Genomic DNA, 21860 nt, shown 5'->3' with positions numbered 1-21860 from the left:
GCGGCGGACTGGAGCGGCGAGAACGCCACCATCACCCGAGAGTTCGTGACGAAGACAGCGAAGCAGTTCACCGACGCGGCCGAAGAGGCGAAGAGCGTCCTCGGAATCCTGCGGGGCGCACACACCGACTTCACGAAGCACAAGGCAGACCTGCGCACGGCTATCGACAGCCTCGCGACCCTCCTGGCCTGCCAAGTGGGGCTACCACGCGGTGGGCGGTGCCGCGAACTTCATCCCCGTCGTGGGCGACGCTGTCCAGCGCGGTGTGGACTCGGCGGCGTACGCCTGGCAGCTCGATGAACAGGCACATATCGACGAAAAGGAAGCCAACGACGTCAGTCAAACCTTCGAAACCAGGCAGAATTACCTGAAGGCGTTGGGGGAAGAGTGGTCGTCAGCCAACCCCGACCACACGCTGTCCGACGCAGAGAACGAGCGATTGCGTACAGGCTCCATCGCGAGTTCAGCTTTCAATGGAAACAGCACGGCCAATCGGATATCAGGGGACCTTCCCTAATGATCACCACCCCTTGGCGCGTCGCGCGCCGCCGCACTGCACCCTCCCTCACCGTCGCCGCAGCTCTCATCGCGGGGCTCACAGCGTGCACCGGCCCCACCGCCCCCACCACACCCAGCGTTCTGTGCGGCCGCACCGTCGACCCCGACCTACTGAGATCGCTGCTGCCGGACGGCGAGATCAAGGCCAAGCAAGAGTCGGTGGGAGATCCGCAAACGTCGAACTGTGTCGTGACCGTCGACGGTTCCAGAAGGCTGTACATAAATGAGATTCGGGACCAGAAATACTTCGAGGTGCAGAAAAAGATCTCCGTGGGCCCCAATCCGAAACAATCCGGGACATCAGGCAACGCGGTAATATCCGACGGTTGGTACGTATCCATGAGCCCGTGTCACAAACGCGGAAGCAAGAGCAACTACGTACTCGACGTCATCCTTTCCGTTTCCCACGCACAAGCCCACAAGAAACGCTCCCAGCTGGAGAAGTTCGCGACGGCCTACCGTCCGGAAGGGCTGCGCGCCATGGGGTGCAGGTAGGGCTCGGCAGGAGCCCCGAGTCCGGACGATGGGCCCGGTACGGGGGCCTTACTTGAGCTTGTACGAGCAGAGCTTGCCCGTCTTGCCGCCCTTGTTCTCGACGACCGTCTTACCGTCCACCATGATCGAGCACCCTGCCGCAGCCAGCATGCCGTCGGCCGCGGTCATGGTGCCCGGCGTCATGATCAGGGTGCAGTCCGCGCTTTCGCGCTGCCCGCACAGCCCGTGCGACCAGCAGTGCGCCGATCCCCCTGCCCCTGGCCGCCGGAGTGACGAACAGGCGACTGACCGCCGCCGCCGTCTCGGCACCCAGTCCCGCACGTCTGCTCCACAGGTCGGGGGCACGGCCGCGCTCGCGGGAACCGAGGATTTCGTGAAGCGCCTGAATCGCTTCGACGGAGCGTAGGGCCAGCTGTTCGGGCAGGGTCCCCCGCACGGACAGCCGGCCCGGCGGCTTCTGAGCCAGCCCGGTCTCAGGCCGCCGGGAGCACGTCGTCGAGCTCCTGGAGCAGGCGGCGCTTCGGGCGGGCGCCCACCATCGACTTCACCGGTTCGCCGCCCTGGAACACCATCAGGGTCGGCATCGACAGCACGGCGTAACGGCTGGTGATGCCCGGGTTGTGGTCCACGTCGATCCGCACCACCTTGACCCGGCCGGCCTCCTCCTTCGCGATGGCGCCGAGCACCGGGGCTAGCTGGCGGCACGGACCGCACCAGTCGGCCGTGAACTCGACCAGCACCGGGGTGCCACCTCCCAGGACCTCCGCGTCGAACGTCGCGTCCGTCACCTCGGCGACACCATCCGCATGGATCATTTCTCGTCCTCCCAGTTCAGTTCGCACCGTGGTTCGGGGCCGTCGGGCAGGTCGGCCGAAGCCTCCAGTTCGGCGCGGGCCAGTTGCGCGCCCACCTCCGCCCGGACCCCCTGCAACTGGCCGATGAGCGAGTCCAGTTCATGGATCTTGCGCCGGTAGACGGCCAGTGACGCCGGGCAGGCGTCGCCCGCCGGGTGGCCGGCGCGCAGGCAGTCGACGAAGGGGCGGGTCTCCTCCAGGTCGAATCCGAAGTCCTGAAGGGTCCGGATCTGCTGGATCTGCCGCAGGTCGTCCTCGTCGTACGTGCGATAGCCGTTCTCCGCGCGCCGCGCGTGCAGGAGGCCCCGTGACTCGTAGTACCGCAGCGTCCGTGTCGTCGTCCCGGCGCGCTCGGCCAGTTCCCCGATTCGCATACCGCGACCGTAATCCTTGACGTCAGCGTCAAGGCAAGTCAGGACGCGGCCCTGTGCGGTACGGCGTCCGGCGGCGGCCCCGCCCAACCCGTTCTCCAGGGCCTACGCCGAACGGGCCTACGCCGAACAGGGCCTACGCCCAAGGGGCCCCGGACGCGGCATCACTGCCGACCAGTTCCAACGGCTCATCCGAGGGCCGGACGCCGGCCCCCGCCCCTGTGCGCACGGTGACGCTCTCCTCGGGGAACAGTGCGATGAGGGCGACCTGGGAGGTGAGTGGCTTCCGGACGCGACCGGATGCCGGGGAGGCTCCCACGGAGGTGTTCCCGAGATCGAGATGGCCGACGGCCTCGTTCACCAGCAGCACGTGGAACCGCACCAGTTCATGTCCCTCGTCGGCCCGGGGCCGTTCGGTGAGAATCCCCGTTTCGGAGTCGCCCAGCGCCACCAGCGACCAGCCGCGCAGAACGGCGGCGGCTTCCTCGGGGCGGGTGAGGTCCGGGATCCCCCCGCTGCCCGAGAGGTGTTCCGCTGCTCCCCAGACCCCCGTGTTCTCGCGGCGCGAGAAGAAGAGCTCCTCGGCGACGAGACCGTCCTTGCGCCGGTGGAGGAGCAGGACGAAGCCGAGGTCACCCCGCACGCACGTGTCGGCGACGACGACGGTGGTGTCGCCCCCGAGGCGGGGTGCAGGCAGGGCCGCGTCCCCGTCGGAACCCGGCGCGCACGCGGCGGTCAGCGCGGCCCGGGCGGTCTCCGCCAGACTCCTGTGCATCCCGCTCCCCGGTGGCGCGTGTACGGAACGCGTATCGCACCCGTGTGCTCGCGGTGAAACGACAGTCTGCCATGACGAACACGGCCGGTACGGGGGCTCCCGTACCGGCCGACTCACCTGCCTGTTTCCTTACACCTTCGCGAGGGAGGGCTTGTCCTCGCCGCCCTCCCGGGCGTCCGGGACGTGCGGCTCGCCGCTGTGGGCGTCGTCGGTCATCGTCGACTCGTCGAACGGGAGTGCACCGGAGAGGACCTGGTCCACCCGGTCCCGGTCGATCTCCTTGGTCCAGGTGCCGACCAGCACCGTGGCGACCGCGTTGCCCGCGAAGTTCGTCAGGGCGCGCGCCTCGCTCATGAAGCGGTCGATGCCGACGATCAGCCCGACACCGTCGACCAGCTCGGGGCGGTGCGACTGGAGGCCGCCCGCGAGGGTGGCCAGACCGGCGCCGGTGACGCCTGCCGCACCCTTCGACGCGATCACCATGAAGATCAGCAGCGAGATCTGCTCGCTGATGCTGAGCGGGTCGCCCGTCGCGTTGGCGATGAAGAGCGAGGCCATCGTGAGGTAGATCGCGGTGCCGTCGAGGTTGAAGGAGTAGCCGGTCGGCACGGTGATGCCGACGACCGGCTTGCTGACACCCATGTGCTCCATCTTCGCGATCAGCCGCGGCAGGGCCGACTCGGAGGAGGAGGTGGAGACGATCAGCAGGAACTCGCGGCCCAGGTACTTCAGCAGGGAGAAGATGTTCATCCCGGCCACCAGCCGCAGGATCGCGCCCAGGATCAGGAACACGAAGAGCGCGCAGGTGACGTAGAAGCCGATCATGATGATCGCGAGGGACTTCAGCGCGTCCACGCCGGTCTCGCCGACCACCGCCGCCATCGCACCGAACGCGCCCACCGGGGCCGCCCACATGATCATGGCGAGGATGCGGAAGACGAGGCGCTGGATGTGGCCGATGCCTCGGATGACCGGCTCTCCGGCCGAGCCCATGGCCTGGAGCGCGAAGCCGGCGAGGAGAGCGATGAGGAGGGTCTGCAGGACCTCACCCTCGGTGAAGGCCGACACCATGGTGGTGGGGATGATGCCGAGCAGGAAGTCGACGGTGGACTCGCTGGCCCCCGCGGCCTGCTCCTCACCCGCGGCGCGGGCCGCGTCGGTGAGGTGGAGGCTGGAACCGGGCTCCAGGATGTTGCCGACGACGAGGCCGATGGCCAGGGCGACGGTCGACATCACCAGGAAGTAGCCGAGGGCCAGGCCACCGACGGCGCCGACCTTGGCGGCCTTTCGTACGGAGCCGACCCCCAGCACGATCGTGCAGAAGATGATCGGCGAGATCATCATCTTGATGAGGTTGACGAAACCCGCACCGATCGGCTTGAGCTCCACGGCGAAGTCCGGAAACACCAGACCCACCGTGATACCAAGCGCCACAGCGGCGATCACGGCGATGTAGAGATAGTGGGTGCGGTCCCGTCGTGCGGCTTTCTCTGCCACGGGGGTCTCCTCGGGTATACGGCGGCTCCCCGTCCCTGGGGGCCCCGGTGACTATTCACTTCCCTGTGACGGCCGTCACCCTTGCGTTCATATAGTTCACAGATGCTTATCAGCCACCTTGGGCCGGGTCTCCCTGCCAGGCAGACTGGGGAGCATGCGTCTGCCCCGAACCCTCCCCCGCAGCCTGGCCGGCCAGCTGTTCGCGATGCAGGCCCTGCTCGTGGCGGCGGTCGTGGCCGGGTGTGCCTTCTTCGCTTACGCCTCGGGGCGGTCCCAGGCGGAGGAGACCGCGGCCCGCCAGGTGAGAGCCGCCGCCCTCGCCATGGCCGGATCGCCGTCGGTGCGGGAGGCAATCCGTACCCCGGACCCGTCCGCCGTACTCCAGCCGTACGCGGAGCAGGTCCGCGAGGACACCGGGATCGCCTTCGTGACCATCATGAATCCGGCCGGGGTCCGCTGGACCCATCCCGACCCCGGCCAGATCGGCCGGAGCTTCATCGGGCACACCGAGCGCGCACTGCTCGGCGAGACGTTCGAGGAGACCTACACCGGCACGCTCGGCCCCTCGATACGGGTCGTCACCCCGGTGCGGGACGGGGACAGGATCGTCGGCCTGGTCAGCGCGGGCATCACCGTCGAGCGGGTGTCCACCCAGGTGCGTGAGCAGCTCGGCGCCCTGGGGACGGCGGCGGGGGCCGCCCTGGCGCTCGGCGGGCTCGGGACGTACGTGATCAACGCGCGGCTCCGGCGGCACACGCACGGGATGAACGCGGGCGAGCTGAGCCGGATGCACACGTATCACGAGGCCACCCTGCACGCGGTCCGCGAGGGGCTGCTCATGCTGGACGGGCAGCGCCGGGTAGCCCTGATCAACGACGCGGGCCGGGACCTGCTGGGGCTGGCGCCGGGGGCGGTCGGGCGCCGGGTCGACCAGCTCGCGCTGCCGGCATCGCTGACCGGGGCGCTCCTGGCGTCCGAGCCGCGGGTGGACGAGGTCCACCTGACGGCGGACCGGGTGATCGTCGTCAACACCAGCCCGGTGGTCGGCGGCGAGCGGCGCGGCACGGTCGTGACCCTGCGGGACCACACCGAGCTGCAGGCGCTCTCCGGCGAACTCGACTCGGAGCGCGGCTTCACCCAGGCGCTGCGCTCGCAGGCGCATGAGGCGGCGAACCGGCTGCACACGGTGGTGTCGCTGATCGAGCTGGGACGGGTCGAGGAGGCGGTCGACTTCGCGACGGCGGAACTGGAGCTGGCCCAGGTGCTCACCGACCGGGTCGTCGACGCGGTCGCCGAACCGGTGCTCGCCGCGCTGCTGCTCGGCAAGGCGGCGCAGGCCAACGAGCGCGGCGTGGAACTGGTGCTCACCGAGGACAGCCGGATCGACGACGGGGCCCTGCCGCATTCCCTGGCGCCGCGCGACCTGGTGACGATCCTCGGCAATCTGATCGACAACGCGGCGGACGCCGCCTCGGAGCCGGTGACGGGCGAAGCGGGCGAGCTCCTGCCCGCGCAGCGCACCTCGGCACGGGCCCTGGTCACGGTGACCGCGCGGACGGAGTCCGGTGAGCTGCTGCTGCGGGTGGCGGACACCGGCGCCGGCATCGGCCCGGCCGACGCGGACGAGGTGTTCCGGCGCGGCTGGACGACCCACGGCACGGGCCGCGGCCTCGGCCTGGCGCTCGTGCGGCAGGCGGTCCACCGCAACGGCGGGACGGTGACGCTGGGCCGGGCCGCGGGCGGCGGGGCGGAGTTCACGGTGCGGCTGCCCGCGGCCGGCCGTACGGCGAGGACGGAGGTGGCCGCACCGTGATCAGAGTGCTGGTCGTGGAGGACGATCCGGTGGCCGCGGACGCCCACCAGCTGTACGTGGGCCGGGTGCCCGGCTTCGAGGTCGCGGCCGTCGCCCACTCCAGGGCGGAGGCGGTACGCGCGCTGGACCGGACGGAGGTCGACCTGCTGCTGCTCGACCTCTATCTGCCCGACGGGCACGGTCTGCAGCTGCTGCGCTCGCTGCGGGCGGCGGGTCACGGTGCGGACGTCATCGCGGTGACGTCGGCGCGCGACCTGGCTGTGGTGCGGGAAGGCGTGTCGCTAGGAGTCGTGCAGTACGTGCTGAAGCCGTTCACCTATCCCACGCTGCGGGACCGGCTCGTGCGGTACGCCGAATTCCGGGGGGCCGCCGGTGAGGCGAGCGGCCAGGAGGAGGTGGACCGGGCGCTGGGCGCGCTTCGGGTCGCCGACCCGGCCACGCTGCCGAAAGGGCTGAGCGGGCCGACGCTGGAGGCGGTGACACGGGCCCTGCGGGAGGCGCCGGAGGGGGTGACGGCGGCGGGCGCCGGTGAGGAGCTGGGCATCTCCCGGATCACCGCCCGACGCTATCTGGAGCACCTGGTGACGGGGGGCCGGGCGGTGCGGCGGCCGAGTTACGGTCAGGTCGGCCGCCCCGAATTGCATTATCACTGGGTGGCTGAAACCCGCTGATGGGCCCGGCCGCCGGGAGAGGGCCCTCCTAGGAGGATCGTACGAAGGGTCAACTGTGAGGAACAGCCTGTAGCCAGGCCGTTCCCAGGCTTCTACGGTGGGGCCGTGCACCCCACCCAGCCCTTCAACGCCCCCGCCGCGCGCCGACTCCGCGAGGCCCTGGGAATGGCTCCCGGACATGTTGCGTACGGGCTCGGCGCCCAGTACGGACTGCGGATCACGGCCGAGACGGTGATGGCCTGGGAACGCGGCACGGCCCTTCCCGGCGAGCGCGAACTGATGGCGCTGGCCGGTGTGCTGTGGTGCGCGCCGGGCGAACTGCTGGCCGTCGCCAGCACCTTGCGCGAGCACCGGCTGGCGCGGGACATCGCGGTGGACGACCTGGCGCGCTCGCTCGGGATGACGGGCGCCGCGTACCGGCGCATCGAGGAGTCCGGCCGCTGGCGCGGCAACGAGCGGCAGGCGGTGGCGCTCTGCGACGCGCTGGACATGTCGGCGGCGCAGTTCCTGACGGCGACCGGCCGCAACGAGGAGCTGGCGGATCTGCTGACCAGGGCGGTCACGACCCGGTGGCAGGCATACGTCAAACCGGTGGACAAGCTCGTGCCGCTGGACCGCATCCTGGTCCAGGACGTGCTGGAGCAGCTGCACACCGACTACCAGGCCCTGATGGTGTCGACGCTGAGCTGGAACACCACGGGGCGGGACCGGGCGGGGACGGCCGGCGAGGCGGGGCGGGAGTTCCTGGACCGGGTGGTCCAGGAGTTCTGGCGCACGGCCGGGATCTGAGCGAGGTGGACGGCAGCGGCCCCGCCACCGACGAGGACGATCGCGGCCCCCGGCGTCCGCGAAGGACGGCGGGGGCCGCGCGTACGGTGGGGCGAGGGCTCAGAAAACCGACTCGGCCTCGTACATCCGGTCGCTGGGAACCGTCTTCAGGCGGGTCACGGCGTCCGCCAGCGGGGCCATCACGATCTCGGTGCCGCGCAGCGACGTCATCCGGCCGAAGTCACCGCGGTGCACGGCTTCCACCGCGTTCCACCCGAAGCGCGTGGCGAGCACCCGGTCGTAGGCGGTCGGCGTGCCTCCTCGCTGCACATGGCCCAGGATGACCGGCCGGGCCTCCTTGCCCAGGCGAAGCTCCAGCTCGGCGGCGAGCCGGTTGCCGATGCCCTGGAAGCGCTCGTGACCGAACTGGTCGATCTCTCCCTTGGCGTACGGCATGGAACCCTCGGCGGGGTGCGCCCCCTCGGCCACGCAGATGACGGCGAACTTCTTGCCGCGCGCGAATCGTTCCTCGACCATCTTGACCAGGTCGTCGATCTGGAAGGGCCGCTCCGGCAGGCAGATGCCGTGGGCGCCCCCGGCCATGCCGGACTCCAGCGCGATCCAGCCCGCGTGGCGGCCCATGACCTCGACGACCATGACCCGCTGGTGCGACTCGGCGGTGGTCTTCAACCGGTCTATGGCCTCGGTCGCGACGCCCACGGCGGTGTCGAAGCCGAAGGTGCGGTCGGTGGCGGAGATGTCGTTGTCGATGGTCTTCGGGACGCCGACGACGGGCATGCCGGCGTCGGACAGCATGCGGGCCGCGGTGAGGGTGCCCTCGCCGCCGATCGGGATCAGCGCGTCGATGCCGTAACGGAGCGAGAGTTCCGCGCAGTTCTCGGCGGCCTCGCGCAGCCGGTCGCGCTCCAGCCGCGCCGAGCCGAGGATCGTGCCGCCGCGGGCCAGGATGCCGCTGACCGCGTTCAGGTCGAGGGGCCGGAAGTGGCCGTCGAGCAGACCCTTGAAGCCGTCCTCGAAGCCGATGACCTCGTCGCCGTGGCCCACCACGGCGCGGTGCACGACCGACCGGATCACAGCGTTCAGACCTGGGCAGTCGCCGCCTGCGGTGAGAATTCCGATGCGCATCCTGCTCTGTCTCCTGCTCCCTAGTGCCATGGATTCCGGGGGCCGTCGAGAAACCCCCGTACCGTGAGCCACGACGATTGTCCCACGCCCGGCCGGACCCCGGCGCTTCCGGCCGCTCGGCGGGGACCGTTCGGGGTTCCCGGCGGCCCCCGCCGGGGCACGGTGCCCGGCGGGCGGCTCACCTGCCCCGGTAGGTATCGTCAAAGGGGCAATACAAGCCAAACAGGACGGGAGACCACGCGTGGCGCGCAGTGTGTACGTGACCGGGATCGACCGGGGAGACGGCCGTCAGGTCGTCGATCTGGGAGTCATGGATCTACTGACGCGTCAGGTGGACCGGGTCGGCGTCTTCCGGCCGCTGGTCCACGACGGGCCCGACCGGCTGTTCGAGCTGCTGCGGGCCCGCTACCGGCTCTCGCAGAGCCCGGAGACGGTCTTCGGCCTGGACTACCAGGAGGCCTCCGCCGTCCAGGCGGAGAAGGGCACCGACGAGCTGGTCTCCCTGCTCGTCGAGCGCTTCCACCGGGTGGCCCGGGACTACGAGGTGGTGCTGGTCCTCGGCAGCGACTTCGCCGCCACCCAGCTCCCCGACGAGCTCGCCCTGAACGCGAGGCTCGCCAACGAGTTCGGCGCCTCGGTGATCGCGGTGGTCGGCGGCAAGGGCCAGGACGCCGGGTCCGTGCGGGCCGAGACGCGCAACGCGTACCGGGCCTACGCCGGTCTCGGCTGCGACGTCCTGGCGATGGTCGTCAACCGGGTGGCGTCCGCGGACCGCTTTGACATCGCCGAGCGGCTGGGCGCGCAGCTGCCGGTCCCCTGTTCCGTGCTGCCGGACGACCCCGCGCTCTCCGCCCCCACCGTCGCCCAGATCACCACCGCGTTGGGCGGAACGGTTCTGCTCGGCGACGACTCGGGTCTGGCCAGGGACGCGCTGGACTTCGTGTTCGGCGGCGCCATGCTGCCGAACCTCCTGAAGGCTTTGACCCCCGGCTGCATGGTCGTCACCCCCGGCGACCGCGCCGACCTGGTCGTCGGTTCGCTCGCCGCGCACAGCGCGGGCACACCGCCCATCGCCGGTGTCCTGCTGACCCTGAACGAGCGCCCCGGCGAGGAGATACTCCGGCTGGCGGCCCGCCTCGCACCAGGCACCCCGGTCGTCGCGGTGACCGGTGGCTCCTTCCCCACGGCGGCCGAACTCTTCGCCCTCGAGGGAAAGTTGAACGCTGCGACGCCCCGCAAGGCGGAGACCGCACTCGGTCTCTTCGAGCGCCACGTGGACACCGGCGCCCTGCTGGAGCGGATCTCCGTGGCCCGCAGCGGCCGGGTCACCCCGATGATGTTCGAGCACGAACTCCTGGAACAGGCCCGCTCGGTCCGGCGTCGGGTCGTCCTGCCCGAGGGCACCGAGGAGCGTGTCCTGCGCGCCGCCGACGTTCTGCTCCGCCGCGACGTCTGCGACCTGACCCTCCTCGGGGACACCGACGTCATCCGCAAGAAGGCGGCCGACCTGGGCATCGACCTCGCCGAGACCCAGATCGTGGATCCGCAGACCTCCGAGCTGCGCCAGAGCTTCGCCGAGCGGTACGCCGTACTGCGCGCGCACCGCGGGGTGACGGTGGAGCTGGCGTACGACGTCGTCTCGGACGTCAACTACTTCGGCACACTGATGGTCCAGGAGGGCCTGGCGGACGGCATGGTCTCCGGCTCGGTCCACTCCACGGCGGCGACGATCCGGCCGGCGTTCGAGATCATCAAGACCAAGCCCGAGGCGTCGATCGTCTCCTCGGTGTTCTTCATGTGCCTCGCCGACAAGGTGCTGGTCTACGGCGACTGCGCGGTGAACCCGGACCCGGACGCGGAGCAGCTCGCCGACATCGCGGTGCAGTCGGCGGTCACCGCGGCGCGCTTCGGTGTGGACCCGCGGATCGCGATGCTCTCCTACTCGACGGGCACCTCGGGCTCGGGCGCCGACGTCGACAAGGTGCGGGAGGCGACGGAGCGGGTACGCGCCTCACGGCCGGACCTGAGCATCGAGGGCCCGATCCAGTACGACGCGGCGGTCGAGCCGTCCGTCGCCGCGACCAAGCTGCCGGCCTCGGAGGTGGCGGGCCGGGCGACCGTGCTGATCTTCCCCGACCTCAACACCGGCAACAACACCTACAAGGCGGTCCAGCGCTCGGCGGGCGCGGTCGCGGTCGGCCCGGTCCTGCAGGGACTGCGCAAGCCGGTCAACGACCTGTCCCGCGGCGCGCTGGTCCAGGACATCGTCAACACGGTGGCCATCACCGCGATCCAGGCGCAGGGCGAGGAATGACCGCCATGACCACCGACCCGACCAGTGAAGGCTCCCGCTCCATGACTGACGCCTCGACCGACGCCCACCGCGTACTCGTGCTCAATTCCGGCTCCTCGTCGGTGAAGTACCAGCTGCTGGACATGCGTGACCGGTCGCGGCTGGCCACCGGCCTGGTCGAGCGGATCGGCGAGGCCTCGTCCCGCCTGGTGCACACACCCCTGAACGGCGGGGAGCCCCGCGAGCGCACCGGCAGGATCGCCGACCACGAGGAGGCGCTGAAGGCCGCGGCCGACGAGCTGGCGGCCGACGGGCTCGGCCTCGACTCCCCCGAGCTGGCGGCGATCGGCCACCGGGTGGTGCACGGCGGGCTGAGGTTTTCCGAGCCCACCGTGATCACCGATGAGGTGCTGAAGGAGATCGAGCGGCTCGTCCCGGTGGCGCCGCTGCACAACCCGGCGAACATCACGGGCATCCGCACGGCGCAGGCGCTGCGCCCGGACCTTCCGCAGGTGGCCGTCTTCGACACGGCGTTCCACACGACGATGCCGGAGCACGCCGCCCGGTACGCGATCGACGTGGAGACCGCCGACGCGCACCGCATCCGCCGCTACGGCTTCCACGGCACCTCGCACGCGTACGTGTCGCGCAGGACGGCCGAGCTGCTGGGCCGGCCGGTGGCCGAGGTGAACGTGATCGTGCTGCACCTGGGCAACGGCGCCTCGGCCTCCGCGGTGGCGGGCGGCCGGTGCGTGGAGACGTCCATGGGACTGACCCCCTTGGAGGGGCTGGTCATGGGTACGCGTTCGGGGGACATCGACCCGGCCGTCACCTTCCACCTGCAGCGGGTGGCGGGGATGTCGACGGACGAGATCGACGTCCTGCTGAACAAGAGGAGCGGCCTGGTCGGCCTCTGCGGCGACAACGACATGCGGGAGATCCGCCGCCGGGTGGACGAGGGCGACGAGCGCGCCACGCTCGCGTTCGACGTCTACATCCACCGCCTGAAGAAGTACATCGGCGCCTATTCGGCGGTCCTCGGCCGGGTGGACGCCGTGGTGTTCACGGCGGGGGTCGGGGAGAACTCTGCTCCGGTGCGGGAGGCTGCGCTCGCGGGGATGGAGGGCTTCGGCCTGGCCGTGGACGCGGACCGCAACGCCGTACGGTCCGGCGAACCGCGGCTGATCTCGCCCGACGGCGCGCGGGTGGCGGTCGCCGTCGTACCTACGGACGAGGAGTTGGAGATCGCCGGTCAGACCTTCGACCTGGTCCACAACTGAGCGGGCCCGCGCCCCTTTGTATCTTCCACCAGACGGAATATTCCGCAGTGAAACAAACCGATAGGATCCGCCTCATGCGCCGTTCCAAAATCGTCTGCACCCTCGGTCCCGCCGTCGACTCCCATGAGCAGCTCGTCGCTCTGATCGAGGCCGGCATGAGCGTGGCCCGTTTCAACTTCAGCCACGGTTCCCACGAGGAGCACCAAGGCCGTTACGACCGCGTCCGCAAGGCGGCCGCCGAGACCGGCCGCGCGGTCGGCGTGCTCGCCGACCTCCAGGGCCCCAAGATCCGTCTCGGGAAGTTCGCCGAGGGTCCTGTCGAGCTGGTCCGCGGGGACGAGTTCGTCATCACCTCCGAGGACGTCGCCGGCGACAAGTCGATCTGCGGCACCACCTACAAGGGGCTGCCGGGCGACGTCACCAAGGGCGACCCGATCCTGATCAACGACGGCAACGTCGAGCTGAAGGTCGTCTCCGTCGACGGTCCCAGGGTCACGACCATCGTCATCGAGGGCGGTGTCATCTCCGACCACAAGGGGATCAACCTCCCCGGTGCGGCGGTCAACGTCCCCGCGCTGTCCGAGAAGGACGTCGAGGACCTGCGTTTCGCCCTGCGGATGGGCTGCGACATGGTCGCGCTGTCCTTCGTCCGGGACGCCGAGGACGTCAAGGACGTGCACAAGGTGATGGACGAGGAGGGCCGCCGGGTCCCCGTCATCGCCAAGGTCGAGAAGCCGCAGGCCGTCGAGCACATGGAGGGCGTCGTCGCCGCCTTCGACGCCGTGATGGTCGCCCGCGGTGACCTCGCCGTCGAGTATCCGCTCGAGAAGGTCCCGATGGTGCAGAAGCGCCTCATCGAGCTGTGCCGCCGCAACGCCAAGCCGGTGATCGTGGCGACCCAGATGATGGAGTCGATGATCACCAACTCGCGGCCGACCCGCGCCGAGGCGTCCGACGTCGCCAACGCGATCCTGGACGGCGCGGACGCGGTCATGCTGTCGGCGGAGTCCTCGGTCGGCGCGTACCCGATCGAGACGGTCAAGACGATGTCCAAGATCGTCGTCGCCGCCGAGGAGGAGCTCCTGTCCAAGGGTCTCCAGCCGCTGGTGCCGGGCAAGAAGCCCCGTACGCAGGGCGGTTCGGTGGCGCGGGCGGCCTGCGAGATCGCGGACTTCCTGGACGGCAAGGCGCTGGTGGCCTTCACCAAGTCCGGTGACACCGCCCGCCGCCTCTCCCGCTACCGCGTCGCGCAGCCGATCCTGGCCTTCACCACGGAGGAGGCGACCCGCAACCAGCTCGCGCTGAGCTGGGGCGTCGAGTCCTACGTCGTCCCGCACGTGGACAACACGGACGCCATGGTCGACCTGGTGGACGCGGAGCTGCTGAAGCTGAACCGCTACAGCGACGGCGACACGATGGTCATCACGGCCGGCTCGCCCCCCGGCGTCCCCGGCACGACCAACATGGTCCGGGTGCACCACCTGAGTGGCGAGCGCGCCTGAGAATTCGTCCGCACGGCTGTGGCCCGCGTTCCGGTACATGACCGGGTGCGGGCCACAGCCGTGCGGAGCCGCCGGTGCGGCGGCCGGAGCGGTCCGCCGGGATCCCACGGTTCGCAGGACCGGTGCCCAGGGCGCCGGACCAGGCCGGCACCGAGTACCCGGCGCGAGGGGGAGACGGCCGATGGACCGGTGCACGGAGTTCACCTTCGGTGTCCCCTGGGTCATGGGTTTCTTCCACCGGGACTGGGCGCTGGACGCCCCCACGGAAGCGGAGGCCGTCGCCGGTCAGTTCGTGGAGGAACTGGAGCCGGAAGCCGTGCTGCTGGTACGCCGTGACGCCCGCCTCCTCCACGACGCGCTGCCTGCCGACCGTGTCACCGTGCTGTGGGAGGGGTGCGTGGAGGGCGGGGAGCGTTTCTTCCGCCGCGGCCGCCTCACGGACGGTGCGGCGTGGATGCGGCAGTTGACCGGAGTGTGCGACAGGTGGCTGGCCCGCCGCCCGGACCCCGTGACGCTCTCCGGAGCGGACCGGTACGACGGGCCGGAGCTGGCCGGCCGGGCCCGGGCCGCTGTCGAGGAGTTCGACGGCGTGCTCGACGAGGAGGTGGTCCGGGCACTGACCGAGTGCGTGGACCGGTGCACGCCGGATCTCGCCTTCCGGCTGCTGCTGCGCGCCCTGCCCGTCAGGAGCGACGCGCTGTCGCCCGGGTACCTGTGCCTGTCGACGGAGCGGTACGCGCGGCTGGCGGAGCTGGGGGCGGCATTCCGTTACGGGGAGTACGTCGTGGGCGACGTCGCGCATCTCGTGGACGCGTAGCTCATGCACGCGTGTCGCGCACACCGTCGCCGGCGCTCCGGCCTGACATGACCGCGGGCCGTCCCTCTCGGCGAGAGGGACGGCCCGCGGTGCTGTGCGGCTCCCGAACGGACCGGTAACGGCTAGCTCTTGCCACCGGTGAAGTAGTTCTGCAGGCCGGGGACCTTGAGCGATCCGCCGAACTGACCCGCCTGCTTCACCGTCGCGTCGGTGAAGAAGGCGAAGGGCACGTTCAGCGGCGGCGGGGTCTCCGGGCTGAAGGTGATCGGGATGAGGCCGAAGAGGTTGCCCTTCAGCTCTTCCGTGTACATGGTCACCGTGCCGTTGCGGATGGTGGAGGTCGAGCCCTCCTCCGCCTTGACATGACCGGTGGTCCCGGCCGGACCCGTCGTCAGCTGGTGCAGGTCCTTGATGTCGATGGTGTCGGCGGTGAACTTCAGCACCTTCTTGATGCTGCCGTTGTACGTCTTCACCTCGACGATGCCCGCGTAGTCGAGCCCGGTGAGCGTGAGCTTCGAGGTCTCCAGCGTCCACGGGTCGTCCGGGAGCAGCGGGATGCCCTGCTCGAGGTCGGCCGCGGCGAGCGCCTCGGGATCGGCGGTCGGGCAGGGGAAGCGCTCCTTGGCGCCGTCCGGGATGTCCTCGTCCTTCACCGGGTCGAGGCCCTTGACGTCGTCGTCGAGCTCCTCGACGCCCTCGCCCGCCTTCTCCGCCGCGTCGCGGATGGCGTCGGTGGTCTTGTCGACCGTGTCCTTCGCGGCCTCCGTGGCCTTCTCCGCCGGCTTGGTGGTGGCGGTGCTCTCAGACGGCTCCGGGTTCTTCTCCGTGGCGCTGGGGGACGGCTCGGCCGTCTCCTTGTCCGGGCCGTCGAAGAGGTCCTTGAGCGCGTCGCCGACGCCCAGCGGGTCGAGGGGGTTCTTCGACTCGGTGGGACTAGGGGTGGCCGACGGTGCGGTCTTGTCCGCGGGCGTCTCCTCGGACGCGTCCTCCCCCGCGCTCGCACTCGCGGAGGGCTTCGGCGTCGCGGCGTCGTCGTCCTCGCCGGAGTCGTCCTTGCCGGAGTCGTCGTTGCCCGCCTCGTCGTCCTTGCCCGCCTCTTCGGACGGTGTGGCGCTCGGGGTCGGCGTCGCCTCGGGCTTCTCCGACTCGGCCGGCTCGTCGGAGCGTGTCACGCAGGGGCCGGGGGCGAACGGGATGTCCGAACTGTCGTCGGCCATCGCGAGCTTCGGGGTGAGCCCCATTCCGACGAAGACCGCAGTCGGCATCGCGGCGAGCGCGAACGCCTTCTTGCCCGCGGGCATGTGCAGCTTCGTCAGCAGCGACTTCCTGGGCGCCGCGTGGCGGGGCCCTCTTCGCTCCGGGAGGTCGTCCTGCCCGAAGCCGTTCGTCTGACCGTCGTCACCCCGCACGATGCCTCCCGCCGTCGGCCTCGACCGCCCCGTCGAACCGCATCGGCTGCGGCGGGACGGCTGCCGTTCCCTGGAACTCCTGGCCGTGCTCGTGCTCGGGTGCCCGCGCGTCGCCGGCCCCGGGGCTCCGGGCCTCGTAGGCCGCGTCCTCGGTGTCGCGGACGCCCTTCGCGTCGCCGGGTACCCAGGCGATGGAGAGGGCTCCGCCGAGGAGGGAGAGGACGAAGCCGATGATGAAGCCGCCGATGTTGGCGACGGGTATGGAGATCAGCGCGAGCAGGATCGCGGCGACACCGGCGAAGACCCGCACGATGTGGTGGAACCACATGGTGAGGCCCAGCGTGACGAGCAGGACCCCGATGATCAGCGATCCGGCACCCGCGGTGGTCGACATCGCGATCGTCATGTTGCCGAGGTGCATGTTGGCGTACGGGAAGTACGCGATGGGTAGACCACCCAGGATGGTGAAAAGGCCCGCCCAGAACGGCCGGTTACCCCGCCAGGTGCGGAATCCCCGCCGGTAGACGGTGAGGTGGTGCTCGTTCTGCCCTGTGGACTCGGGGCTCATGGAAAACAGCTCCCTGGAACCGGTACTGCCGTGAGAAGAGAAGGGGTGGGCGGCCGGAGGTCCGCAGGGAACGCTCCGGCCACCCGGGCGAGCGCCTAGAAGCACTCCTTGACGCCCTTGTGCAGCTTCAGGCTCAGGTTGCTGAGCTTGAAGGTGCCGGCGGTGGTCGCCCACGCCGTCTGCTCCACGTTGCTCAGCGTCGCCGTCTCGGCGCGCTGCGCGAAGCCGTTCGGGTTGACGGCCTTCTCGGTGCCGGACTGGATGCCGGGCTTGCCGACCGAACCGGCGGCGACGCCGATGTCGATCTTCTCGAAGTACGCGTCCGCGTCGAGCTGCGCGACGTCGAGGTACAGGTTCGTCGCCTCGACGGGCTTCTTCGGGTCGGTACCCGCGTTCAGCTGCAGGCTGACGCTGCCGAGACCGAAGGGCAGGTCAGGCGTGACCACCGACTGGCACATGTTGGTGATCGTGGCGCTGCTGAAACCGGAAACGGCAACCGGGTGAGCGGCGTCGTTGCCCTTGAGGTCCTTGCCGACAGCGACGCTGCCGTACTGGACGAAGTCCTTACCGACGAGCTTGTCGGTGCTGACCTTGAAGCTCTGGCCGGAGACGCTGAACGATGCGGCGAGCGCACCCTGCGCCAGGCCGACGCCGACGGCGGCCGTCGCCACGACGCTCGGCACCATGACCAGAGCGAAACGCTTCCATCTGGTACCACCGCGGACCTGCGAACTCATATGTTTCCTCCTTCTCGGACGTACATCTCCGGTACGGGCATCGCGCCCGCCCTGGGATGGGAGAAGTGCTACGTCCTCGGGAAGGAGAGCGCCCGGACCGGAGGCGCGTACCGCATCCGAATCACCGGCGATCACCCCCGAGCGACAACCACTGGCCACGCGTCTGCGTGACCGGTTTCCGGACAGGCCCTGCCCAGGGGCAGGAACCCCCCTGTCCGCGATCGGCGCCACTGCCGCCGACCACTCGATGGGGACCCAACAGACCCGTCTGCGCCGACTGGGCGCCGAGCCGACGGGTATTGGACCGAGCGTGGCCGATCGTGGTGCATTCGCGGCCGTGACACAAGGGGGGTCGTTACTGACTAGTAACGACCAGATAACCAGGACACGACAGGGGGGTATCGTCCGGCCACACAGGGTGGCACCAAAGGGACGTGCGAATGGCGGGATTACAGTCCGAAAGCGGACAGACCCCTGCCGGTGATTTACTACGAGTAACAGTGCGTACTTTTATCAAGTTTTGGTAAAGCGAATGTGTTCCTTGTCGTTCGCCCGAGAAAACGGCCGTGGTGTCCAGGGGACTCCACGGCCGTGTTGTCACATCAGAACAAGACGCGCGCCAGGGCGGTACGGGCGGCGACGACCCGCGGGTCGTCGGGGCCGATCACCTCGAAGAGTTCCAGGAGCCGCACCCGTACGGCGTCGCGGTCGTCGCCGAAGTTCCGGCGGACCGTCTCGACGAGCCGTCCGAAGGCGTCCTCGACGTGGCCACCCACGAGATCCAGGTCGGCGGCGGCCATCTGCGCCACCGGCTGCGCCGGATTCTCCGCGGCGTCCTTGCGGACCTGCTGCGGGTCCATCCCCGCGACGCGGCCCAGCAGTTCGGCCTGGGCGAGACCCAGCTTGGCCTCGGTGTTGACCGGGTCGACGGCCAGCACGCTCTTGTACGCCTGGACGGCGCCGGCGAAGTCGTTGGCGTCCAGCGCCTGCGCGGCGGCCTCCAGCTGCGCGTCGTGCGGGCCCGCGGGCACCTCGACGGGGGCGCTCTCCTCGTCACCGGCACCCGCGCCGGCGTCGACGGCGATCCCGGTGAGACCGAAACGCTCCTCGCCGACCTGGATCAGCTGATCCAGCGTCTGACGGATCTGGCTCTCGGGTGCCGCGCCCTGGAAGAGCGGAAGGGCCTGTCCGGCGACCACCGCGAAGACGGCCGGAATGCCCTGGATCCCGAACTGCTGCATCAGCATCTGGTTGGCGTCGACATCGACCTTGGCCAGTACGAAGCGGCCGTTGTACTCGGTGGCGAGACGCTCGAGCAGCGGACCGAGCTGCTTGCACGGCTCGCACCACTCGGCCCAGAAGTCGATGACGACCGGGACTTCGTTGGAGCGCTGGAGGACGTCGGCCTCGAAGCCGGCCTCGTCGACGTCGATCACCAGGGAGGCGGGTGCCACGGCACCGCCGCCCCCCTGCCGGGCCGACTCCGCGCGGGCCTGCTCCGCCTTCGCCTTGGCGTCGCCGGCCGCCTTCACAGCGGCGAGGTCGACGACGCCGCTCATGGACATGTTCCTAGGCTGCATACGTACATCCTCCCCCCTGTGCGCACTGTTCCGGAAAAATCCGCGAACCGCTTCCGCCCGCAGCCGCGCCGGTGTGCGCGGCGGGCGGACGGAAACGGTCCCAGGGCCCTGAAAACCCCGTGTTCGGCGCCGGGTCCCCACCCGGCGCCAGTGGCTGTCGATCAGTCGTGGCGCCACGACGGACGGACCATCGCTTCTTACGCTACGACCCGTAGCGTAACTGTCAGGACCCCCTCCACGGCAAGAGCGCGCGGTGATCTGTCTCACGGGCTCCCGGGCCGGTCAGCACTACTTACCGGCCGGTATGGTCGCCGCATGCTGAGCCGCAGCCCCACCGAACCCACCCGGTCCGGACGTCCTCGCAGCGCCGAGACCGATGCCGTGATCCTGGAGGCGACCCGCGCGTCGCTGGTCGATCTCGGCTGGTCGAAGCTGACGATGGGCGATGTGGCGACGCGGGCGGGGGTCGCCAAGACGACTCTCTACCGCCGCTGGGCCGGCAAGAACGAGCTGGTGGTGGACGCGGTCGCCGTCCTCTTCGACGAGCTGGAACTGCCCGACCTCGGCAGCCTCGCGGCCGACGTGGAGGCCGTGGTCCTCCAGTTCGCGGTCCTGCTGGAGCGGCCGGAGACCAAGACGGCACTGATGGCCGTGGTGGCCGAGTCGACGCGGGACGAGGCGCTGCGGGATCGTATACGCGATTCGATCGTGAACCGGCAGAAGCACCTCGTGCTCCAGGGCCGGGAGCGCGCGCAGCTACGCGGGGAACTGCCCACCGAACCGGACGAGGTGGTGGCGGACCGCACCGCCGACCTCATCTTCGACGTGATCGCGGGTGCCGTGGTGCACCGGACGCTGGTGAGCGCCGAGCCCGTCGACACCGACTGGGCGCGGAGCTTCACGATGCTGCTGCTCGGCGGCCTGGGCGGCACGGGCACGGAGCGGCGCCCGGGGTTCTGAGGGCCCCGGGCCCCGGGTGGTCGCGGCCGTGGAGTCCTCGGCCGTGGGTCAGAAGCCCGGCGGCTCCGTGTAGACGCCCCACTCGTCGCGCAGCACCCCGCAGATCTCGCCCAGGGTCGCCTCGGCCCGTACGGCCTCCAGCATCGGCGCGATCATGTTCGAGCCGTCGCGTGCGGCGGCCAGCATCGCGTTCAGCGCGGCACCGACCCTCGCGTCCTCACGGCCCTCCTTGCGCCCGGCGAGCTCGCGCACCTGCTCACGCTCGACCTCGTGGCTGACCCGCAGGATCTCCAGGTCACCCGTGACGGATCCGTGGTGGACGTTGACGCCGACGACCCGCTTCTCGCCCTTCTCCAGCGACTGCTGGTACCGGAAGGCGGATTCGGCGGTCTCGCCGGTGAACCAGCCGTCCTCGATGCCGCGCAGGATCCCGGAGGTCATCGGCCCGATGGGGTGCTTGCCGTCCGGGTGCGCCCGGGTGCCGCGCTCCTTGATCTGCTCGAAGATCTTCTCGGCGTCGGCCTCGATGCGGTCGGTGAGCTGCTCGACGTACCACGAACCGCCCAGCGGGTCGGCGACGTTGGCGACGCCGGTCTCCTCCATGAGCACCTGCTGGGTCCGCAGCGCGATCTCCGCGGCCTGCGCGGAGGGGAGGGCGAGCGTCTCGTCCAGGGCGTTGGTGTGCAGGGAGTTGGTTCCGCCGAGGACGGCGGACAGCGCCTCCACGGCGGTGCGCACGACGTTGTTGTACGGCTGCTGGGCGGTCAGCGAGACTCCGGCGGTCTGGGTGTGGAAGCGGAGCCACTGCGCCTTGTCGGTCTTCGCGCCGTAGGTCTCCTTCATCCAGCGGGCCCAGATCCGGCGGGCGGCGCGGAACTTGGCGATCTCCTCGAAGAAGTCGAGGTGCGCGTCGAAGAAGAAGGAGAGCCCGGGGGCGAAGACGTCGACGTCCAGACCGCGGGAGAGGCCGAGTTCGACGTACCCGAAGCCGTCGGCGAGGGTGTACGCGAGCTCCTGCGCGGCCGTGGCCCCGGCCTCGCGGATGTGGTAGCCGGAGACCGAGAGCGGTTTGTAGGCGGGGATGTCGCGGGCGCAGTGCTCCATCAGGTCGCCGATGAGGCGCAGATGGGGTTCGGGCTGGAAGAGCCACTCCTTCTGCGCGATGTACTCCTTGAAGATGTCGGTCTGGAGCGTGCCGTTGAGCACGGCCGGGTCGACACCCTGCCGCTCGGCGGCGACCAGGTACATGCAGAAGACGGGGACGGCGGGTCCGCTGATCGTCATGGAGGTGGTGACGTCGCCGAGCGGGATGTCCTGGAACAGGACCTCCATGTCGGCGGCGGAGTCGATGGCGACGCCGCAGTGGCCGACCTCGCCGAGCGCGCGGGGGTCGTCGGAGTCGCGGCCCATCAGGGTCGGCATATCGAACGCCACGCTGAGTCCGCCGCCGCCGTTGGCCAGGATGGACTTGTACCGCTCGTTGGTCTGCTCGGCGTTGCCGAAGCCGGCGAACTGGCGGATCGTCCAGGTGCGGCCCCGGTAGCCGGTGGGGTGGAGTCCCCGGGTGAAGGGGTACTCGCCGGGCCAGCCGATCCGCTCGAACCCCTCGTACGTGTCGCCGGGGCGGGGCCCGTACACGGGCTCCACTGGGTCCCCGGAGAGCGTGGTGAAGTCCGCGTCGCGCTTGCGGGCCTTGTCGTAACGGGCCTGCCAGCGCCGGCGGCCTTCCTCGATCGCAGATGCGTCCATGGTTCAAATTTACTAGG

21 protein-coding genes and 1 pseudogene are annotated in these 21860 nt (G+C 70.1%); 10 read left to right on the top strand and 12 right to left on the bottom strand.

The genetic code is table 11. The annotated features are described in order from the left end of the window. Window positions 1-241: 241 nt before the first annotated feature. The gene (locus tag JOC24_RS23855; RefSeq protein WP_205022419.1) at window positions 242-517 is read left to right on the top strand and encodes a hypothetical protein; all 276 of its coding nucleotides are present in this window, start codon (window positions 242-244) and stop codon (window positions 515-517) included. Further along, window positions 517-1053 (top strand): hypothetical protein, encoded by a 537-nt coding sequence (locus tag JOC24_RS23850; RefSeq protein ID WP_205022418.1) that lies wholly within the window; start codon window positions 517-519, stop codon window positions 1051-1053. Before JOC24_RS23855 ends, JOC24_RS23850 begins: the two co-directional genes overlap by 1 nt. Before the next feature lie 48 nt (window positions 1054-1101). Here JOC24_RS23850 and JOC24_RS33850 read toward each other — a convergent pair whose 3' ends face one another. The 6 genes and pseudogenes from JOC24_RS33850 to JOC24_RS23825 all read right to left on the bottom strand — a co-directional run bounded on the left by JOC24_RS33850 (window position 1102) and on the right by JOC24_RS23825 (window position 4550). Beyond that, complete coding sequence (locus JOC24_RS33850) at window positions 1102-1236, bottom strand: hypothetical protein (protein ID WP_275588593.1); 135 nt, start codon at window positions 1234-1236, stop codon at window positions 1102-1104. Between the two features lie 19 nt (window positions 1237-1255). Then, window positions 1256-1489: pseudogene (locus JOC24_RS34265) on the bottom strand (GNAT family N-acetyltransferase); the annotation flags it as partial. Between the two features lie 37 nt (window positions 1490-1526). Then, window positions 1527-1868: a thioredoxin gene (trxA, locus tag JOC24_RS23840; protein ID WP_205022417.1), complete on the bottom strand. Its 342-nt coding sequence runs from the start codon at window positions 1866-1868 to the stop codon at window positions 1527-1529. Beyond that, window positions 1865-2281: a MerR family transcriptional regulator gene (locus tag JOC24_RS23835; protein WP_205022416.1), complete on the bottom strand. Its 417-nt coding sequence runs from the start codon at window positions 2279-2281 to the stop codon at window positions 1865-1867. The genes trxA and JOC24_RS23835 overlap by 4 nt, the downstream gene beginning before the upstream one ends. A 133-nt stretch (window positions 2282-2414) precedes the next feature. Continuing rightward, window positions 2415-3053 carry a hypothetical protein gene (locus tag JOC24_RS23830; RefSeq protein WP_205022415.1) on the bottom strand — a complete coding sequence of 213 codons (639 nt, stop codon included), beginning with the start codon at window positions 3051-3053 and terminating at the stop codon, window positions 2415-2417. 129 nt (window positions 3054-3182) lie between these two features. After that, the gene (locus JOC24_RS23825; RefSeq protein WP_205022414.1) at window positions 3183-4550 is read right to left on the bottom strand and encodes a cation:dicarboxylate symporter family transporter; all 1368 of its coding nucleotides are present in this window, start codon (window positions 4548-4550) and stop codon (window positions 3183-3185) included. Between the two features lie 154 nt (window positions 4551-4704). Between JOC24_RS23825 and JOC24_RS23820 the strand changes: the two genes are divergently transcribed. From JOC24_RS23820 to JOC24_RS23810, 3 genes are all read left to right on the top strand, one after another. Then, window positions 4705-6363 carry a sensor histidine kinase gene (locus JOC24_RS23820; RefSeq protein WP_205022413.1) on the top strand — a complete coding sequence of 553 codons (1659 nt, stop codon included), beginning with the start codon at window positions 4705-4707 and terminating at the stop codon, window positions 6361-6363. Continuing rightward, on the top strand, window positions 6360-7034 hold the full coding sequence (locus JOC24_RS23815; RefSeq protein ID WP_205022412.1) for a response regulator: 675 nt from the start codon (window positions 6360-6362) through the stop codon (window positions 7032-7034). Before JOC24_RS23820 ends, JOC24_RS23815 begins: the two co-directional genes overlap by 4 nt. Window positions 7035-7199: 165 nt before the next feature. Next, complete coding sequence (locus tag JOC24_RS23810; protein WP_239580902.1) at window positions 7200-7823, top strand: helix-turn-helix domain-containing protein; 624 nt, start codon at window positions 7200-7202, stop codon at window positions 7821-7823. Between the two features lie 99 nt (window positions 7824-7922). Here the strand turns inward: JOC24_RS23810 and JOC24_RS23805 are convergent, their stop codons facing one another. Continuing rightward, window positions 7923-8948 (bottom strand): ATP-dependent 6-phosphofructokinase, encoded by a 1026-nt coding sequence (locus JOC24_RS23805; protein ID WP_205022410.1) that lies wholly within the window; start codon window positions 8946-8948, stop codon window positions 7923-7925. A gap of 241 nt (window positions 8949-9189) precedes the next feature. Between JOC24_RS23805 and pta the strand changes: the two genes are divergently transcribed. The 4 genes from pta to JOC24_RS23785 all read left to right on the top strand — a co-directional run bounded on the left by pta (window position 9190) and on the right by JOC24_RS23785 (window position 14840). Continuing rightward, window positions 9190-11262, top strand: a complete 2073-nt coding sequence (gene pta, locus JOC24_RS23800; protein WP_205022409.1) for a phosphate acetyltransferase — start codon at window positions 9190-9192, stop codon at window positions 11260-11262. A 5-nt stretch (window positions 11263-11267) separates the two neighbouring features. After that, a complete protein-coding gene (locus tag JOC24_RS23795) occupies window positions 11268-12521 on the top strand; it encodes an acetate kinase (RefSeq protein ID WP_374104519.1) in 1254 nt (417 codons plus the stop codon). Between the two features lie 74 nt (window positions 12522-12595). Beyond that, window positions 12596-14023 (top strand): pyruvate kinase, encoded by a 1428-nt coding sequence (gene pyk / locus JOC24_RS23790; protein ID WP_205022408.1) that lies wholly within the window; start codon window positions 12596-12598, stop codon window positions 14021-14023. Between the two features lie 181 nt (window positions 14024-14204). After that, window positions 14205-14840 (top strand): hypothetical protein, encoded by a 636-nt coding sequence (locus JOC24_RS23785; RefSeq protein WP_205022407.1) that lies wholly within the window; start codon window positions 14205-14207, stop codon window positions 14838-14840. A 122-nt stretch (window positions 14841-14962) separates the two neighbouring features. Here JOC24_RS23785 and JOC24_RS23780 read toward each other — a convergent pair whose 3' ends face one another. The 4 genes from JOC24_RS23780 to JOC24_RS23765 all read right to left on the bottom strand — a co-directional run bounded on the left by JOC24_RS23780 (window position 14963) and on the right by JOC24_RS23765 (window position 19134). Further along, window positions 14963-16249, bottom strand: a complete 1287-nt coding sequence (locus tag JOC24_RS23780; protein ID WP_205022406.1) for a prolipoprotein diacylglyceryl transferase — start codon at window positions 16247-16249, stop codon at window positions 14963-14965. Next, on the bottom strand, window positions 16239-16817 hold the full coding sequence (locus JOC24_RS23775) for a DUF6114 domain-containing protein (RefSeq protein WP_205022405.1): 579 nt from the start codon (window positions 16815-16817) through the stop codon (window positions 16239-16241). Before JOC24_RS23775 ends, JOC24_RS23780 begins: the two co-directional genes overlap by 11 nt. Window positions 16818-16912: 95 nt before the next feature. Further along, a complete protein-coding gene (locus JOC24_RS23770; RefSeq protein WP_205022404.1) occupies window positions 16913-17554 on the bottom strand; it encodes a DUF6230 family protein in 642 nt (213 codons plus the stop codon). Between the two features lie 602 nt (window positions 17555-18156). Continuing rightward, window positions 18157-19134, bottom strand: a complete 978-nt coding sequence (locus JOC24_RS23765) for a tetratricopeptide repeat protein (protein ID WP_205022403.1) — start codon at window positions 19132-19134, stop codon at window positions 18157-18159. 315 nt (window positions 19135-19449) lie between these two features. Between JOC24_RS23765 and JOC24_RS23760 the strand changes: the two genes are divergently transcribed. After that, window positions 19450-20094: a TetR/AcrR family transcriptional regulator gene (locus JOC24_RS23760; RefSeq protein ID WP_205022402.1), complete on the top strand. Its 645-nt coding sequence runs from the start codon at window positions 19450-19452 to the stop codon at window positions 20092-20094. Between the two features lie 48 nt (window positions 20095-20142). Here JOC24_RS23760 and JOC24_RS23755 read toward each other — a convergent pair whose 3' ends face one another. Beyond that, the gene (locus JOC24_RS23755) at window positions 20143-21843 is read right to left on the bottom strand and encodes an acyl-CoA mutase large subunit family protein (RefSeq protein WP_205022401.1); all 1701 of its coding nucleotides are present in this window, start codon (window positions 21841-21843) and stop codon (window positions 20143-20145) included. Window positions 21844-21860: the final 17 nt, after the last annotated feature.

This window comes from Streptomyces sp. HB132 (assembly GCF_016909575.1).
Lineage (GTDB): Bacteria > Actinomycetota > Actinomycetes > Streptomycetales > Streptomycetaceae > Streptomyces.
The sequence above is the reverse complement of the archived record's forward strand: the minus strand, read 5'-3'. Positions and strand labels throughout refer to the sequence as shown.